This is a genomic window from Intestinimonas timonensis (genome assembly GCF_900626145.1).
GTDB classification, from domain to species: domain Bacteria; phylum Bacillota; class Clostridia; order Oscillospirales; family Oscillospiraceae; genus Intestinimonas; species Intestinimonas aquisgranensis.
The window spans coordinates 679810-694726 of the sequence record NZ_LR130817.1 but is presented as its reverse complement, the minus strand read 5'-3'; the positions used below and the strand labels follow the sequence as shown (position 1 = coordinate 694726).

Genomic DNA, 14917 nt, shown 5'->3' with positions numbered 1-14917 from the left:
GTCGTCCTCCTTTTCCAAGAGGTCACAGCGTCAGACTCAGCACCAGGGGCAGTCCGCAGAAGAGCACCATGGCCAGGAAGGTCCCGGCGTACATAAGCCGATTACACCGCAGGATGTCCGCAGGCTCCACCGGCCGCAGGGGATCGCCGATGGTGGGCTTGACCACCAGCTTCCCGAAATAGTAGTTGCTGCCCGCCAGCTGCACGTCCAGTGCCCCCGCTGCCGCCGCCTCGGTGTGGGCGGAGTTGGGGCTCTTGTGGTTCTTCCGATCCCGCCAAAAGATCTTCCAGGCGTTTCTGCCGTCAAAGCCGGCGGGCCGGGCCGCCAGGCACAGCAGGATACCAGCCAGCCGGGCGGGGATGAAGTTCACCACATCGTCCAGCTTGGCCGCCGCCCGGCCGAAATACAGGTATTGATCGTTTTTGTAGCCCACCATAGAGTCCATGGTATTGATGGATTTATAGAGCACGCCCAAAGGCGCGCCGCCGATGGCCAGGAACAGCAAGGGGGCGATGACGCCGTCGGAGGCGTTCTCCGCCACCGTCTCCACCGCCGCCTTGGCCACCCCGGTCTCGTCCAGCCGGTCGGTGTCCCGGCCCACGATCATGGAGACCGCCTTCCGGGCGTCGTCCAGAGTGCCGTCCCGGAGGGCCTTGTAGACCTTCACGCTCTCATCCCGGAGGGACCGGGCCGCCAGAAGCTGATAGCATAGCAGGGTCTCGGCGGCGAAGGCCAGCCAGGGGTGGATCTGGGCGCACAGCCACAGCAGCAGCACCGCCGCGGCCGTGGAGATGCCAGCCGTCAGCACCACCAAAAAAACGCCAGCGATCAGTTCCCCCTTTGCGGTCTTGGGAAAGACCGCCCGCAGGGGCCTTTCCAGCCCGGCGATGAGGGCACCCATGGCCCGTACCGGGTGGGGCATCCAGTGGGGGTCGCCGAAGAGCAGGTCCAGACAGAAACCCAAAAGCAGGGAAAAAAGCCGCATGGTAAGGGTCATGCCTTGGTCCTCCCCACGGTGCCGGTGACGTGGTACTCCAGGGGGTCCAGGGTGAGCTCCCCCCGGTAGCCGCCGCAGTTCTGGGGGTACCAGTCGTAAAAACCTTTCCGGGCCGGACGGCCGCAGAGGGTGAGCATGCCCATCAGAAGGCCGCCGTGGGACACCACGCCCACGTGCTCATAGCCGTGCTCAGCGGCGTCCTTCCCCACAAAGGCCAGGGCCCGGGCGCCCCGGCGGGCACAGTCCTCTGCCGGCTCCCCCACCACCATCTCGCCGGCGAGCCACCGCTGGTAGGCGGGGTCGTCCTGGAGCTCGGCGTGGTTTTTCCCCTCGAAAATGCCGAAATCGGTCTCCCGCAGGTCCTCCACAAAGGTCCGGGGCACGTCGGGCCACAGCAGGTCCGCCGTCTGGCGGCACCGGAGCATGGGGCTTACATAGAGGTGCTCCACCTTCGGCATGAGGGGAGCCGTCTCCCGGGCCATGGCCTCCCCCTCCGGCGCCAAGGGCACATCCAGCCGCCCCACGAAGCGCTTTTCCTTATTCCCCTGGGTGATGCCGTGGCGTACCAGGATCACTTCCATGTTCCTTCCCCCTTCAATACCATGCTCAGACCGCAGAAGATCCGCTCCACCCGCTGGGCCTTTTGCGCCAAATCACAGCACAGCCGGCCCACCTCCTCCCGCCAGGCCCGCTCTGCCGGGTCCACCGGCACCACGCCGCAGCCCACCTCGTCACAGAGGATGACCACGCCGGGATTTGCCTCCAGCAGGTCCCCAAGCCCCTCGCCGGGGTGGGCACGGACCCAGGCCGCCAGCCCGTCAAAGATGGGTTTTGTCCTGGCCGATATAGGGTCATAGGCCACATCTTCAGGGCTGAATCCGGTCTTTTCCAGGGCGTAGGCCAGCTTTCCCTGGCCAGCGCCGCCGATGAGCAGGATCATAACAATGCCTCCAGACGCTGCGCCAGGACCACCGCGAGGACCATGGCGCACTCACAGACCTGGAGGAAAAAGCCCGCCAGATCTCCGGTGATGCCGCCGAACTGCCGACGGGACATGACAAAATAATAGAGGAAGGAGAGCCCGGCTCCTGCCACGGCAGCAATACCGGTGACCGGGTCCAGGGCGATCATGGCGGCGGCGCTCACCGCCACCCACACCAGCAGCACCCCCCGGGCCTTGACGGCGTCCATGGGCTGGATGAAGGTGGCCAGGAGACCGCTGCCCCGGGCGTTGGGCCAGCTCACGGCGGCCAGCCCCGAAAGGCTCCGGGACAGGACGGGACCCAGGGCCAGCACCCACAGAGTCCGCCCCACCGGCTCCACCTCGCACCAGATAGAAAAGAATAGGATGAGGTAGAGGCAGCAGCAGATGATGGCAAAGGCCCCGGTGTGGGAGTCCTTCAGGATCTCCAGCTTCTTCTCCCGGCTCTGGTGGGAACCGAGGGCGTCGGAGGTGTCACAGAAACCGTCCAGGTGGATGGCCCCGCTCACCGCAATGGGCAGAAGAAGAGCCACAGCAGACCGTAGAAAGGGCCCAAAGTCCAGCCATGCGCAGAGCCCCAGCCAGATACCCAGCAGCAGGGCGATGACCACCCCAACCACCGGAAAAAAGCACATGGCCCAGGAGAGGCTCTTCTTGTCCCAGTCCACCCTGGGGGTAGGGAGCTTGGAGTACATGGCCACGGCAATGCACAATGAACGGAACATGTCTTTACGCTCCCTTCCAGCAGACTGGGATGCCGCAGATCACCTCATAGACCTGGCCGGCCTCCGCCGCCACAGCTACATTGAGCCGGGCCAGGGCGGAGAGGTAGTCCGCCGTCTCTTTGTCATAGGTGACGCCGTCGGAGAAGAGCTCATTGGTGACCACCACCGTGCAGGCGCTCTCCGTCTTCAGCTTGCGGAGGCCGGCGAGGACCCGCTCCTCGGCACCCTCCCGGCCCTCCGGCCCGAACCACTCGTTGGCGGTCAGGTTAGAGAGGTCCTCCAGAAGGACCACCGACCCAGTGGGCACCGGCATGTGGTCGAGATGGACGGGCCGCTCCTCGGTGCGGAAACCCTTTCCCGCCCGCATGGCCCGGTGGCGCTCCACCCGGCGACGGCTCTCCTCGTCCCAGACCTGCATGGTGGCCACGTAGATCCGCTCCCCCGGCGGCGCCTGTACCACCAGGTCCTCCGCGTATTTGGATTTTCCACTGGCGGAGCCGCCGGAGACCAGGATCAGCATGGGGCGTCCTCCCTTTTTCTTATTTTAAGTAAGGTGCTCGTAGGCCTCGATATCGGTGCCCTCAAAGGTGCACATCTCCCGGTAGACCGCGGCGCCCATCTCCAGCAGGGGCATGACGGCCACCGCGCCGGTGCCCTCGCCCAGGCACATGCCGGCGTAGAGGAAAGGCTCCAACCCCAGGGCCTCCAGCACCATGCGCCCGGCGGGCTCGTTGGAGGCGTGGCTGGCCAGCATGTATTTTTTACAGGCCGGGCAGATGGCCGCCGCCGTCAACGCCGCGGCGGAGGAGATGAAGCCGTCCACCAGCACGGGAATGCGGTAGTAGGCACCTCCCAGGAAGATGCCGGCCAGGCCGGCGATGTCCAGGCCGCCCACCTTGTGGAGGACGTCTAGGCCGTCAGCGGGATCGGGCCGGTTGACGGCGATGGCAGTCTCGATGGCGTGGATCTTCCGCTCCAGACCCTCCGAGGTAAGGCCCGCCCCACGGCCGGTGACCTCCGCCGGGTCCTTCCCCAGCAGCACCGAGACGATGGCGCTGGAGGTGGTGGTGTTGCCGATGCCCATCTCGCCGGTGGCCAGGAGGCGGACCCCCTGCTCTTTCAGCTCACCCACCAGCTCCACGCCGGTGAGGACGGCCCGCTCGGCCTCCTCCTGGGTCATGGCGGGACCCTTGGTCATGTTGGCGGTGCCCCGGCGGATGCAGCATTGGCGGATATGCTCCCCCACCACCGGCCGGGCCACGCCGATGTCCACCGGGATGACCTGCGCTCCCGCCACCCGGGCCATGCAGCACACGGAGGTGTCCCCCTTGGACATGTTCTCGGTGACGATGGCGGTGACGTCCTGGCCGGTCTGGGTGACCCCCTCGGCCACCACGCCGTTGTCGGCGCACATGGCCACCACCGCCTTCTTGGAGAGGTCTACGTTGGGGTCGCCGGTGATGCCGGCGATGCGGATGATGTCCCGCTCCAGCATGCCCAGGCTGTTCAGGGGGTGGGCGATGGAATCCCAGCGCCGCTGGGCCTCCGCCATAGCCTTCTCATCCACCGGTCCGATCCCGGCCACGATCTCCTGCAAGTCCATACCTTATTCCTCCCTTTGATAGCGTGCGCACGCCTCCACGAACCGCCGTGCGGCCTGGGGGCAGCCGCTGAAATGCACATGGGGAAAGCCCGCATACAGGGTGGGGGTGTGCCAGGCGCAGTCCCAGCCCCGGTCGCTCAGGGGCTTCTGGGCCCGGAAGTCGCTCCCGGCTGTGGTGCTGTCCCAGTAGTGGAACTCGTGGGCGGAGAGGGTCTCCCCCGCCCCGCACAGCAGCCCGTCAGTGCGGGCAGTCATCCCGATATAGCCGAACCGGCTCAACTTGCCGGTGTTGGCGGCCTTTCCGGAGAAGACGCCTGCCATCTCCCAGTCATAGCGCCCGTCGGCGTCGGAGAGCGTCTTTTGCAAATAGAGGAAGCCGCCGCACTCAGCCACCGTGGGCAGGCCGTGGAGGATCTTTTCCCGGATTTCGCCCAAAAGGGCGGTGTTCCGGGCCAACTTCTCGGCGTAGACCTCCGGGTAACCACCCCCCAGGTAGAGGCCGGAGCAGCCCTCCGGCAATCTCTCGTCCTCCAGCGGGGAGAACTCCTTCAGCTCCGCCCCCTGGCGCACCAGCTCAGCCAGACCGTCGGCGTAGTAGAAGCAGAAGGCCTTGTCCCGGGCCAGGGCGATGACCGGCCTTTCCCGGTAAATGGGCACCTCGGGCCGTTCCGGCGCCTCCAGAGCGGGCGCCGATGCCGCCAGGGCCAGCAGGCCGTCGATGTCGATGGTCTTTTCCGCCTGCTCCGCCATGCGGTGGAGCTTCTGTCTCAGATCTCCCACCTCGGCGGCGGTGACCAGGCCCAGGTGGCGGCTTTCCAGCGCCACCTCCGGCAGGTTGGGGAGATAGCCGTACACCCGCACGCCGGTCTCCGTCTCAATGGTCTCCTTCAGCCGGCCATACATCATGGGGGGGCAGCGGTTGAGGATGACGCCCTGAATATTGGCATCGGGCCGGAAGGACGCCATGCCCTTCACCAGGGCGGCGGCGGTGAGGGCCCGTCCCCGGGCGTCGGCCACCAGCACCGCCGGGGTCTCCGTGGTCCGGGCCAGGTCATAGGCGCTGGCCTGGGAGGACGTGGCGATGCCGTCGTAGTAGCCCATGACCCCCTCGATGACCGCCGTGGAAGCGTCAGGGGTGTTCTCCAGCAAACTCCGGCGGACGGCGGCCTCCCCCATGAGGAAGAGGTCCAGATTGCGGCTCTTGGCGCCGATGACCTCGCTGTGGAACATGGGGTCGATGTAGTCTGGACCGCACTTGTAGGCCACCGGGGCCGCTCCCCGGTCCACCAGGGCCTGGAGGAGGGCACAGGTGACAGTGGTCTTGCCGCCGCCGCTGGCCGGGGCGCAGAGGAGGAGGCGGGGCACCTTACGCGTCATGGCCCTTCCCCTCCCCGCTGAAGATCCACACCGGGTTCTGGGCGTCCATCAGGTGATACCGCCCCGCCTTTCGGGTCCGGGTCACCGACAGCTGCACCATATCTGCCTCCGCCAGAGGGGCGAAGAGCCGGGCGGCCTCCCCCACCGTCTCCAGGGTGACGGCGGTGCACACCACCCGGGCGGCAGGATTTTTGTCGAATATCATCATCAGAATGTCGTCCATGTTCCCTGAGGTCCCGCCCAGGAAGACCCGGTCGGGGACAGGCAGGCCCTCCAGGGCCTCCGGCGCGGTGCCGGAGACGACGGTGAGGTTGGACGCCCCCAGGCGGGCCTTGTTCTCCTCCAGGAGGGCCACCGCCTCGGGGTTTTTCTCAATGGCAAAGACCTGTCCGGCGGGACAGGCCAGGGCGCACTCCAGAGAGACCGAGCCGGTGCCCGCTCCCACGTCCCACACCACGTGGTGGGGCTGGAGCCGCAGCTTACACACGGAGATAGCCCGGACCTCCTCCTTGGTCATGGGAACGGCTCCCCGCTGGAAGACCTCGTCGGGAAGGCCGGGGCTGTTCCAGGGCCGGCCCACCGGCTCGGGGTTCTCCGCCAGCAGCACGGAGAGGTCGGCAAAGGTCTCCTCCGCCAGCTCTGCCGCAGTGCCGGTGACGATGCGCTCATCGGGGTAGCTCAGCCGCTCCCCCACCGCCACCCGGATCTCGCCCAGGCCACGGCGGGTCAGCTCCTTACAGATATCCTCCGCCTTGGTGGCTCCGCCGGTGAGGGCGAAGGTCTTGGCATTTCTCTGGATCTCCCCCACGGCGTTGTGGCTGCGGCCGTGGGCGCTGACGATGTGGGCGTCCTGCCAGGTGGTACATAGCCGGGCGCAGAAGTAGGAGAGGGAGGAGATGCCGGGGATGGTCTCCACCTCACGGCCCTCCAGCAGCTTCCAGAGCTTTTTGGCCCCGCTGTAAAAGCCGGTGTCGCCGGAGAGGAGGACGGCCACGTTCTCCCGCTCCTCCCCGATGCGGCGGGCGATGTCGTCGGCGGCGATGAGGGGCACGCAGGTGTGGCCCTCTCCCCAGGGCTCCAGGAGACGGGGCGCGCCGATGAGCACCGGACAGGCGTCGATGGCCTTCCGGGCCGCCAGGGTCAGGGTGTCCGGGTTGCCCATGCCCACGCCGATGAGATAGATCTTCATACCGCTTCCTCCCCCAACAGCCGACGCTGGATCTCTTCCAAGGTGAGCCCCGTCTCGTTCCGGGGCCGCTCCACCACCAGGAGGACACAGCCCGCCTCTTTGGCGGCCTCCGCCTTGGCCCGGAAGCCGCCGTAGCCCCCGGTGTCCTTGGTCACCAGGGTATCGATGTGGAACTGATGCAGGGTGGCCATATTCATCTCCCTGGTGAAGGGCCCCTGCATGCAGATGATGTTCCTGGGCGGAAAGCCAAGCGCCAGGCACCGCTCCAGGGAGTCCGCCATGGGCAGCACCCGGGGAAAGCAGCGCTCCCGGAGGCCCGGCCGGGCAAAGTGGTCCAGCTCCTTGCTCCCTGTGGTGAGGAGCACGTTTCCCGGCAGCCGTTCCAGCATCTCCGCCGCCGCGGCCATGTTTTCCGCCTTGTGGCACAGGTCCTCCCCGTCGGACTGCCGCAGCAGCCGCAGGTAAGGCAGCCCCGTCCGCTCCGAGGCCGCCCGGATGTTCTCCGTGACCTCCACGGCGTAGGGGTGGGTGGCATCGATGACCAGGGTGTAGCCGTCGGCCATCAGGGCCGCCATCTCACCGGCGTCCAGCCGCCCCACGTGGACCTTCACCCCCTCCGGCAAAAGGGTCTCGCCGTACTCGGTGGCCACGCACACCGTGGCGTCCAGCCCCCGGGCGAGCATCCACTCGGCCAGCGCCCGGCCCTCGCCGGTGCCGCCGAAGAGCAGGACCTTCATCCTCAGCCCTCCCGCTGGAGGTAGCCTCTGGGGGTCACCATTTTGCCGCCCAGCAGCTTGGTCTGGCTGCTGCCGATGAAAACGGTGGTGAACATGTCCACCTGGGTGTCCCGCAGAGCGCCCAGGGTGGTGATGGTCCCTCGCTCCCCCTCCCGGCCGATGTTCTGCACATAGCCGCAGATGGTGTCCGGGGACTTCCCCGCCGCCATCAGGATGTCGCAGGCCCGCTTCAGATGGTCGGGGCGGCTGTGGCTGGCGGGATTGTAGAGGCACAGGACGAAGTCGCCCCTGGCGGCGCACTCCAGCCGCAGGGCGATCTTGTCCCAGGGGGTCAGCAAATCGGAGAGGGAGACCACGGCAAAGTCATGGGTCAGCGGGGCGCCCAGCACGGCGGCGCCGCCACAGGCGGCGGTGATGCCGGGCACCACCTCGATCTCGATGGGGGGATACTCCTGGGCCACCTCATAGATGAGGCCCGCCATGCCGTAGATGCCGGAGTCGCCGGAGCACACCATGGCCACATCCCGGCCGGACGCCGCCGCCTCCACCGCCGCACGGCAGCGGTCCACCTCCCGGCGCATACCGGTGGACATCATCTCTTTCTCGGGGAACTCCTCGCGGATGAGGGCGATATAGGCGGTATAGCCCACGATGAGGTCGGCCCGCTCCAGAGCCTCCCGGGCACGGCCCGTCAGGTCCCGGCCTGCGCCGGGCCCCAGGCCCACGACTGTCACTCGCATGAATCAATCTCCTTTTTCAGAAAAGCGGATGGTAATGGGGACCTGGCTCACCGCCACGGTGACCCCCTCACCCGCCTGTTTTGGTACGATCAGGGTGCCGCCCCGCCGGACGGCGGCGCGCTCACACACGTTGTCCACCCCGGTGACCCCCTTCACAAAGGGGGATGGGGTGAAATCCCCCGGCACCGCCGAGAGCTCCTCGGCCGAGTAGGTGGTGAGGGGGAGTCCCAGACTCTGGCTGAAGGCCAGCAGGCCGGGCTCATCCTTCTTGAGGTCGATGGAGCACACGGCATCCACCCCCTTGAGGGAGAGGTGGTGGTCAGCAAAGACTCGCTCCACCGCCGCCGCGATGGTCTCCGCCGCCGTCCCCCGGCGGCAGCCGATGCCCAGGTGGAGCACCGGCGGGATGAGGCGGACGGTGTGGGAAAAGGGTTCCTTTTCCGGGTCCAGGGTGAGGGCGATGCCGGCCTCCGCCGGTCCCTCCACCACTCCTTGAGGCAGCCCTCCCTGGACAGGAAAATCACTTGACAGCCCTACGGAAACCCCTGCAAGCAGGGCGGCGGACACCCGCTTGGCCCCCTCACGACCGTCAAGGAAAAATCCTTGCTCCCTAGCCCACTGGTCCACGGCGAAGCGGCCGTTCACATCGGTGGCGGTGGACACCACCGCCGTGCCGCCAATGAGCCGGGCCACCAGCCGGGCCAGGTCATTGGCACCCCCCACGTGGCCGGAGAGGAGGGGCACAACAAAGCGTCCCGCCTCGTCCACCGACACCACGGCGGGGTCGGTAAATTTATCCTTCACATAGGGGGCGATGGCCCGGACGGCAATACCACTAGCCCCTACGAAGAGGAGGGCGTCGGTGTCGGCGAACCGTTCCCCGGCCCACTCCCCCAGGCTCCCGTAGCCGGGGAGCCCCGTCTCCGGCGACAGCCGCTCCGGCACCGCCAGGGCGCAGCTGTGGCCGATCTCCGCCAGATCATGGGACAGCTTTCCAGCCAGTCCGGTCCCCCGGCGGGTAAAGGCGGTGAGGGCGATCCTCACTTGCTGGCCTCTCGGTAGCCGTGGGTAAAGGTAGGATCATAGAGCTTGGAGCGGTCGTACTTGTCCCCCAGGAAGCCGCCCACAGTGATGAGGGCGGTCTTGGTGACGTTGTGCTCCTTTGCAGTAGCAGCCAGGGTGGACACGGTGCAGCGGTAGACCGCCTGCTCCGGCCAGGTGGCCTTGTAGACGATGGCAGCGGGAGTGTCGGGGGCGTAGCCGCCTTCCATCAGCTCCTTCTCCACCTCCTCCAACAGGCCGGTGGAGAGGAAGAGGACCATGGTGCAGCCGTGGGAGGCCATTTTGGAGAGCTTCTCCCCCTCGGGCACCGGAGTGCGGCCCGCCATGCGGGTGATGATGACGCTCTGGGACACGTCGGGGAGGGTGTACTCGGCCTCCAGGGCGGCAGCGGCTCCGGAGAAGGAGGAGACGCCGGGAGTCACGTCGTAAGAGAGGCCCAGCTCGTCCAGCAGGTCCATCTGCTCCCGGATGGCGCCGTAGAGGGAGGGGTCGCCGGTGTGGAGGCGGACGGTGTTCCAGCCCTTGGCCTCAGCGTCCTTCATGACGTCGATGACGGCCTCCAGGGTCATGGAGGCGCTGTCGTAGACGATGCAGCTCTCCTTCTTATAGTCCAGCAGGGCGGGGTTCACCAGGCTCCCGGCGTAGATGATGACGTCGGCCTCCCCCAGGAGCTTGGCTCCCCGGACGGTGATGAGGTCGGCGGCTCCTGGGCCTGCGCCGATGAAGTGGATCATGGTCACAACTTCCTTTCACGATGAGATGGGGTGGAGGGCGGCCAGCCGGTCGGCTCCTGCCGTCTTTCCCAGAATTCCATAGCGGTTGGAGAAGAAGATGGCCTCAATGGCCATCTTCGCCCCCGCCCGGCGTTTGAGTTGTTCGTCCAGGGCCTGGGTCAGGGAGGCCATGACCGCCTCCCGCAGTCCAGCCCCGTCCAGAATGGCCACGGCGTCGTCGGTGGTGATGGTGCGGTAGAGGGTCTCCACCGTGGCCCGGTCCCCACCGCACAGGGCGGCGTGGGTACACAAGGTCTCCCGCCGGCCGTCGGCCACCCGGGAGTGGGTGTTCATCACTCCGGCGGCCACCTTGCACAGCTTGCCCACGTGGCCCACCAGCAGCAGGCTGCGGAAGCCCAGTCCGGCGGCGTGGTCGATAGCCTCGCCGATGTAGTTGGAGCAGGTACACCAGCGGCCCAGCCCCAGGCCCAGCACCTCCCGGGCGAAGGTTTCCCCGTAATTGCCGGGGGTGACTACAATGTCCGTCGCCCCGGCAGCAGCCAGCATGTCCTGCTCCAGCCGGAGGGAGTCGATGAGGGCGGCCTCGCTCATGGGCCGGACGATGCCGGAGGTGCCCAGGATGGAGATACCCCCCACGATGCCCAGCCGGGGATTGAAGGTCTTTTGGGCCAGCCGCTCCCCCTCGGGGGCGGAGATCACCACCTTCAGACCGCCATCACTGCCGTGAGCCGCCATGGCAGCAGACACCTGCTGTTCGATCATCTGCCGGGGGACATGGTTGATGGCGGCAGCCCCCACGGGCTGGTCCAGACCGGGCCTGGTGACCCGGCCCACCCCTTCCCCGCCGTCAATGGTAATACCTTGGGTGGCGCTCCGCTCCACCCGGGCGAAGATGAGGGTGCCGTGGGTGGCGTCGGGGTCGTCTCCCCCGTCCTTCCGGACGGCGCAGGAGGCCCAATCCGTGCCGGAGGACGGCTCCAGCAGCTCGACCTCCACCGAAATGCCCGCTGGGGTGTCGATACGCACCGCCGGAGGGAGCTGGCCGCTGAGGAGGAGCTCCGCCGCCCCTCTGGCTGCCGCCGCCGCGCAGGTACCGGTGGTATAGCCGCACCGAAGCCGCTCCCGCCCCACGGAGATATAGTGTTCGAAATCGCTCAAATCATCCACCTCCTGGGGCTTTTGAGACATAAAACGAGCCCTCTCCTATATGGAAAGGGCCCGTCAACGGCACTGGTCTGGTCCTCTCCACCTAAGAGCAACACGATCGCTCCGCACGGCAGGTCTCCTGGCTCACGCTTCCTCCTCAGGCGTCCCTTCTCAGCCCCTTGGGCCAATGGGTGGTTCACGCCCTCGTCCGCGCTCACAGTAGAGGTAAGACTGCGCCGGATTTGCACCGGACTTCCCTTTTCAGCAGCTGCGTCGCTGCACCTGTGCGGATGAATATCAAATTGTGGGAAGGCCGCTCTTTCAATGAGTCGGCCTAACAGATATATTATAGCAACTTTACAGCAGGAAGTAAAGGAATACTTTCCCCAGGTCTCAAAAGCCCCGGCTCCACTCGGGACGCATGCCGGCACCGCTCTCCAGGGCCAGGTCCAGCCGGGCCAGGAATTGTTCCTTATCCTCCGGCAGGCTCCCTTTCAGGGGCACGTAGTTGGAGGCGTGGTCACAGGTGAAATGCAGGGGGTCCACTTCCAGCTTTTCGATGAGGAGCCTGGCCTCACGCAGGCTGTCCATGGGGGTGATGGGCTTGAACTTTCCCGCCCGGTAGTCAGCATAGAGCTCGGTACCCGGGTAGAGGGTCAGGGTGAGGGCGGAGAGGTGCCGGGGCTTCATCTCGTTCATCATGGCGGCGGTGTCCAGGATGTGCTGTTCGCTGCCTTCCCGGCCGCCCAGCCCCAGCAGGATCATGACCCACAGGTCCATGCCCGCCTCCCGGAGCCGGACCCCCGCCTCCAGCATCTGCTGGGCGCCCACGCCCTTTTTCACCTTCCGCAGGAGCTCGTCGCTCCCCGTCTCCACCCCCAGGTAGGCCCGGGCCAAGCCGTGCTCCCGCAGGAGCTTCAGCTCCTCCGGGGTTTTGGTGAGGGTGCTCCGGGGACCAGCATAGGTGGTCACCTTCTCCAGAGAGGGGAAAGTGTCATAAAGCGTATCCAGAATGGTGATCAGATCATTGGTGCGCATGATGATAGCGTCGCCATCGCAGAGGAAGACCCGCCGCACATCTCCATAATAGGCCTTGGCCATGCGGATATCCTCCAGAATATCGGCCATCGGCCGGATGTGGAACCGCTTGTCCCGGTACATGTTGCAGAAGGTACAGGTGTTGTTGGAACAGCCCACTGTGGCCTGGAGAAGGTAGCTCTTCCATTCTCCCGGCGGCCGGTAAATATCGCCTTCGTATCTCACAATTATTCCTCCGTCAATTCTTTTAGGGCGTCATAAAGGGCATCCATCTCCGCATCCGTGCCCACGCTGATGCGAAGATGGTCGGAGATCCTGGGCCGGTCAAACCAGCGCACCAGAACACCCCGCTCCCGCAGGCCATCCAGCAGGGTCTTGGCGGCAACTTTGGGGTGATGGGCAAACAGGAAGTTTGCCTTGGAATCGGTGACGTCAAAGCCCAGCGCCCGCAGCTGCGCCGCCGCCCGGTCCCGGGTAGCGGATACCTTGGCCGCCTGAGCTTCAAAATAGGCCGTGTCGGCGATGGAAGCTGCCGCAGCCGCCTGTGCCGCCCGGTCCACGGTGTAGGAATTGATGGAATCCCGGACACACTGGAGGGCGGCCATCAGGTCGGGGTGGCCCAGGGCGTAGCCCACTCGCATGCCGGCCAGACCGTGTCCCTTGGAGAGGGTGCGGACCACCACCAGATTGTCGTACTGGTCCACAAGGTTGTCGGCGGAGGTACCGCCGAAATCGATGTACGCCTCGTCCACCAGGACCACCGCCTGGGGGTTGGACTCCAGAATGCGGATCAGATCCGCCCGAGGCACCTCCAGGCCCGTGGGGGCGTTTGGGGTGGCCACCACCACACCGCCGCTGTCCCCGGCACAGAAGGCAGTCACCGGCAGGGAGAAGTCCTCCCCCAGAGGGATGAGCCGGGGGGTGAGGCCGAAATATTCGGCATAGACGGCGTAGAAGGTGTAGGTGATGTCGGCAAAGCACACCGGCCGGTCGGGGTCAAAGAAGGCCTGGAAACAGAAGGCCAGCACCTCGTCGGAGCCGTTGCCGGCAAAGACCTGCTCCGGGGAGAGGCCATGAGCGGCGGCGATGGCGGCTCGGAGGGCGGCGCACTCCGGGTCAGGGTAGAGCCGCAGCCGGTCGTCCGCTGCCTCCCGCAGGGCTTCCAAAGCCTTGGGGGACGGTGGATAGGGATTCTCATTGGTGTTGAGCTTGATAAAGACCCGGTCCTTGGGCTGCTCCCCCGGTACATAGGGGACCATATCCCGGATCCGGCGGCTCCAGTATTTCTTCACGGCTGCTCCTCCTCCCGCAGGATCTTTTTGATGTTCTTCTCCGCCTTGCTCCGGGGCAGCATGACCTCGTGGCCGCAGCCCTGGCAGCGGAGCCGGAAATCCATCCCCACCCGTAGCACCAGCCACTCCTTGCTGCCGCAGGGGTGGGGCTTTTTCATCTCCAAAACATCACCCAGACGCACATCCATGGTGGGCGCCTCCTTCTCGCAGATTACAATTATTTTATTATAGGTTGCCGGGCCATTCCTGTCAATTCCGGCTTTCCCGGCGCATATAGTGACTTATCCGCAAAAAACGGGACCATAGAAAGGAATGATCGGGATGCTCAGCCGTTTTCTTCCCGAGGGCAGACGCCTGGAGACGCCGGAGAACCAGGCCGCCTGTTCCTCTCTGTCCGGGCTGCTCTCCGCCCGGGACCGGGACCAGATCCTGGAGGGCATGGCCCTCTCCTGCTCCCCGGAGCACGATCTTACCGTGGCTCTGGGGCCCTTCATCGGGGTGATCCCCCGGCTGGAGACCGCCGTGGGTGTGGCCGAGGGCACCGTCCGGGACATCGCCATCCTCTCCCGGGTGGGCAAGCCGGTGTGCTTTCTGGTAGAGGGGGTCATGGAGGGACCCGAGGGCCCCCGGCTCCTCCTCTCCCGCCGCCGCGCTCAGTCGCTGGCCCGGGAAGCTCTCATGGCCAGGCTGCGGCCCGGCATGGTCATTCCCTGCACCGTCACTCACTTGGAGCCCTTCGGCGCCTTTGTGGATATGGGCTGCGGCCTGGTATCCATGATCGGTCTGGAGCAGATCTCGGTCTCCCGCATCCCCCACCCTGCCTGCCGCTTTACTGTGGGGCAGGAGATCTTCGCCGCCGTGGTGGACACCGACCCCACCCTGGGCCGGGTGCGGCTCACCCACCGGGAGCTGCTGGGCACATGGGAGGAAAACGCCCGCCGTCTCACCCCTGGCATGACAGTGGCAGGCTGGGTCCGGGGCATCAAGGATTACGGCGCCTTCGTGGAGCTCTTTCCCAACCTGTCCGGCCTGGCCGAGCCCCGGGAGGACCTGCACGAAGGGGACCGGGTCTCCGTCTTTCTCAAGTCCATTCTTCCCGAGCGTATGAAGATCAAGCTCCTTATTATCGACCGACTGTCCCCGGAGCCCACTCCGCCGCCCCTCACCTATTTTATCACCGACGGCCGACTGGGCCACTGGCGCTATGCTCCAGAAGGCTGCCGGAAAACAGGGCTGGAGACCGATTTCCTCTAAACCCTTTACGCCGATTCGAACATCTGTTAGAATGGAGGGGA

At 66.1% G+C, this 14917-nt stretch carries 17 protein-coding genes and 1 riboswitch; of the genes, 1 reads left to right on the top strand and 16 read right to left on the bottom strand.

Translation table 11 applies throughout. The annotated features are described in order from the left end of the window. Positions 1-22: 22 nt before the first annotated feature. The 16 genes from cbiB to E0E29_RS09975 all read right to left on the bottom strand — a co-directional run bounded on the left by cbiB (position 23) and on the right by E0E29_RS09975 (position 13810). A complete protein-coding gene (cbiB, locus tag E0E29_RS10050) occupies positions 23-997 on the bottom strand; it encodes an adenosylcobinamide-phosphate synthase CbiB (RefSeq protein WP_130849739.1) in 975 nt (324 codons plus the stop codon). Next, positions 994-1578, bottom strand: a complete 585-nt coding sequence (locus E0E29_RS10045) for a histidine phosphatase family protein (protein ID WP_130849738.1) — start codon at positions 1576-1578, stop codon at positions 994-996. The genes cbiB and E0E29_RS10045 overlap by 4 nt, the downstream gene beginning before the upstream one ends. Then, the gene (locus E0E29_RS10040) at positions 1569-1937 is read right to left on the bottom strand and encodes a bifunctional adenosylcobinamide kinase/adenosylcobinamide-phosphate guanylyltransferase (RefSeq protein ID WP_130849737.1); all 369 of its coding nucleotides are present in this window, start codon (positions 1935-1937) and stop codon (positions 1569-1571) included. The genes E0E29_RS10045 and E0E29_RS10040 overlap by 10 nt, the downstream gene beginning before the upstream one ends. Continuing rightward, a complete protein-coding gene (locus tag E0E29_RS10035; protein WP_130849736.1) occupies positions 1934-2704 on the bottom strand; it encodes an adenosylcobinamide-GDP ribazoletransferase in 771 nt (256 codons plus the stop codon). Before E0E29_RS10035 ends, E0E29_RS10040 begins: the two co-directional genes overlap by 4 nt. 4 nt (positions 2705-2708) lie before the next feature. Then, a complete protein-coding gene (locus tag E0E29_RS10030; protein ID WP_130849735.1) occupies positions 2709-3224 on the bottom strand; it encodes a bifunctional adenosylcobinamide kinase/adenosylcobinamide-phosphate guanylyltransferase in 516 nt (171 codons plus the stop codon). A gap of 24 nt (positions 3225-3248) precedes the next feature. Beyond that, the gene (cobT, locus tag E0E29_RS10025) at positions 3249-4307 is read right to left on the bottom strand and encodes a nicotinate-nucleotide--dimethylbenzimidazole phosphoribosyltransferase (RefSeq protein ID WP_130849734.1); all 1059 of its coding nucleotides are present in this window, start codon (positions 4305-4307) and stop codon (positions 3249-3251) included. Between the two features lie 3 nt (positions 4308-4310). Then, a complete protein-coding gene (locus tag E0E29_RS10020) occupies positions 4311-5684 on the bottom strand; it encodes a cobyrinic acid a,c-diamide synthase CobB (RefSeq protein WP_130849733.1) in 1374 nt (457 codons plus the stop codon). Next, entirely contained in the window at positions 5674-6873 is a 1200-nt protein-coding gene (gene cbiE / locus E0E29_RS10015) for a precorrin-6y C5,15-methyltransferase (decarboxylating) subunit CbiE (protein WP_130849732.1), read from the bottom strand. Before cbiE ends, E0E29_RS10020 begins: the two co-directional genes overlap by 11 nt. Next, positions 6870-7610 carry a precorrin-6A reductase gene (gene cobK / locus E0E29_RS10010; protein WP_130849731.1) on the bottom strand — a complete coding sequence of 247 codons (741 nt, stop codon included), beginning with the start codon at positions 7608-7610 and terminating at the stop codon, positions 6870-6872. Before cobK ends, cbiE begins: the two co-directional genes overlap by 4 nt. 2 nt (positions 7611-7612) lie before the next feature. Continuing rightward, positions 7613-8350: a precorrin-3B C(17)-methyltransferase gene (gene cobJ, locus E0E29_RS10005; RefSeq protein ID WP_130849730.1), complete on the bottom strand. Its 738-nt coding sequence runs from the start codon at positions 8348-8350 to the stop codon at positions 7613-7615. Between the two features lie 3 nt (positions 8351-8353). Continuing rightward, positions 8354-9394: a cobalt-precorrin 5A hydrolase gene (locus tag E0E29_RS10000; RefSeq protein WP_130849729.1), complete on the bottom strand. Its 1041-nt coding sequence runs from the start codon at positions 9392-9394 to the stop codon at positions 8354-8356. After that, positions 9391-10146: a precorrin-4 C(11)-methyltransferase gene (cobM, locus tag E0E29_RS09995; protein WP_130849728.1), complete on the bottom strand. Its 756-nt coding sequence runs from the start codon at positions 10144-10146 to the stop codon at positions 9391-9393. The genes E0E29_RS10000 and cobM overlap by 4 nt, the downstream gene beginning before the upstream one ends. A 15-nt stretch (positions 10147-10161) precedes the next feature. Further along, positions 10162-11304, bottom strand: coding sequence for a cobalt-precorrin-5B (C(1))-methyltransferase CbiD (cbiD, locus tag E0E29_RS09990; protein ID WP_242622449.1), 1143 nt, complete (start codon positions 11302-11304; stop codon positions 10162-10164). Between the two features lie 100 nt (positions 11305-11404). After that, positions 11405-11594: riboswitch (cobalamin riboswitch) on the bottom strand. 91 nt (positions 11595-11685) lie between these two features. Beyond that, positions 11686-12555, bottom strand: a complete 870-nt coding sequence (locus tag E0E29_RS09985) for a radical SAM protein (protein ID WP_130849726.1) — start codon at positions 12553-12555, stop codon at positions 11686-11688. Between the two features lie 2 nt (positions 12556-12557). Next, complete coding sequence (gene hisC, locus E0E29_RS09980) at positions 12558-13622, bottom strand: histidinol-phosphate transaminase (RefSeq protein WP_130849725.1); 1065 nt, start codon at positions 13620-13622, stop codon at positions 12558-12560. Then, complete coding sequence (locus E0E29_RS09975) at positions 13619-13810, bottom strand: DUF951 domain-containing protein (protein WP_130849724.1); 192 nt, start codon at positions 13808-13810, stop codon at positions 13619-13621. Before E0E29_RS09975 ends, hisC begins: the two co-directional genes overlap by 4 nt. 133 nt (positions 13811-13943) lie before the next feature. On the opposite strand from E0E29_RS09975, the gene E0E29_RS09970 reads away from it, so the two are divergent. Then, on the top strand, positions 13944-14876 hold the full coding sequence (locus E0E29_RS09970; RefSeq protein WP_242622448.1) for a S1 RNA-binding domain-containing protein: 933 nt from the start codon (positions 13944-13946) through the stop codon (positions 14874-14876). Positions 14877-14917 lie beyond the last annotated feature (41 nt).

Excerpts from the sequence above, each read along its gene's own strand:
- cbiB (WP_130849739.1), bottom strand. The coding sequence starts at position 997 with ATGACCCTTACCATGCGGCTTTTTTCCCTGCTTTTGGGTTTCTGTCTG.
- E0E29_RS10045 (WP_130849738.1), bottom strand. The coding sequence starts at position 1,578 with ATGGAAGTGATCCTGGTACGCCACGGCATCACCCAGGGGAATAAGGAA.
- E0E29_RS10040 (WP_130849737.1), bottom strand. The coding sequence starts at position 1,937 with ATGATCCTGCTCATCGGCGGCGCTGGCCAGGGAAAGCTGGCCTACGCC.
- E0E29_RS10035 (WP_130849736.1), bottom strand. The coding sequence starts at position 2,704 with ATGTTCCGTTCATTGTGCATTGCCGTGGCCATGTACTCCAAGCTCCCT.
- E0E29_RS10030 (WP_130849735.1), bottom strand. The coding sequence starts at position 3,224 with ATGCTGATCCTGGTCTCCGGCGGCTCCGCCAGTGGAAAATCCAAATAC.
- cobT (WP_130849734.1), bottom strand. The coding sequence starts at position 4,307 with ATGGACTTGCAGGAGATCGTGGCCGGGATCGGACCGGTGGATGAGAAG.
- E0E29_RS10020 (WP_130849733.1), bottom strand. The coding sequence starts at position 5,684 with ATGACGCGTAAGGTGCCCCGCCTCCTCCTCTGCGCCCCGGCCAGCGGC.
- cbiE (WP_130849732.1), bottom strand. The coding sequence starts at position 6,873 with ATGAAGATCTATCTCATCGGCGTGGGCATGGGCAACCCGGACACCCTG.
- cobK (WP_130849731.1), bottom strand. The coding sequence starts at position 7,610 with ATGAAGGTCCTGCTCTTCGGCGGCACCGGCGAGGGCCGGGCGCTGGCC.
- cobJ (WP_130849730.1), bottom strand. The coding sequence starts at position 8,350 with ATGCGAGTGACAGTCGTGGGCCTGGGGCCCGGCGCAGGCCGGGACCTG.
- cobM (WP_130849728.1), bottom strand. The coding sequence starts at position 10,146 with ATGATCCACTTCATCGGCGCAGGCCCAGGAGCCGCCGACCTCATCACC.
- E0E29_RS09975 (WP_130849724.1), bottom strand. The coding sequence starts at position 13,810 with ATGGATGTGCGTCTGGGTGATGTTTTGGAGATGAAAAAGCCCCACCCC.
- E0E29_RS09970 (WP_242622448.1), top strand. The coding sequence starts at position 13,944 with ATGCTCAGCCGTTTTCTTCCCGAGGGCAGACGCCTGGAGACGCCGGAG.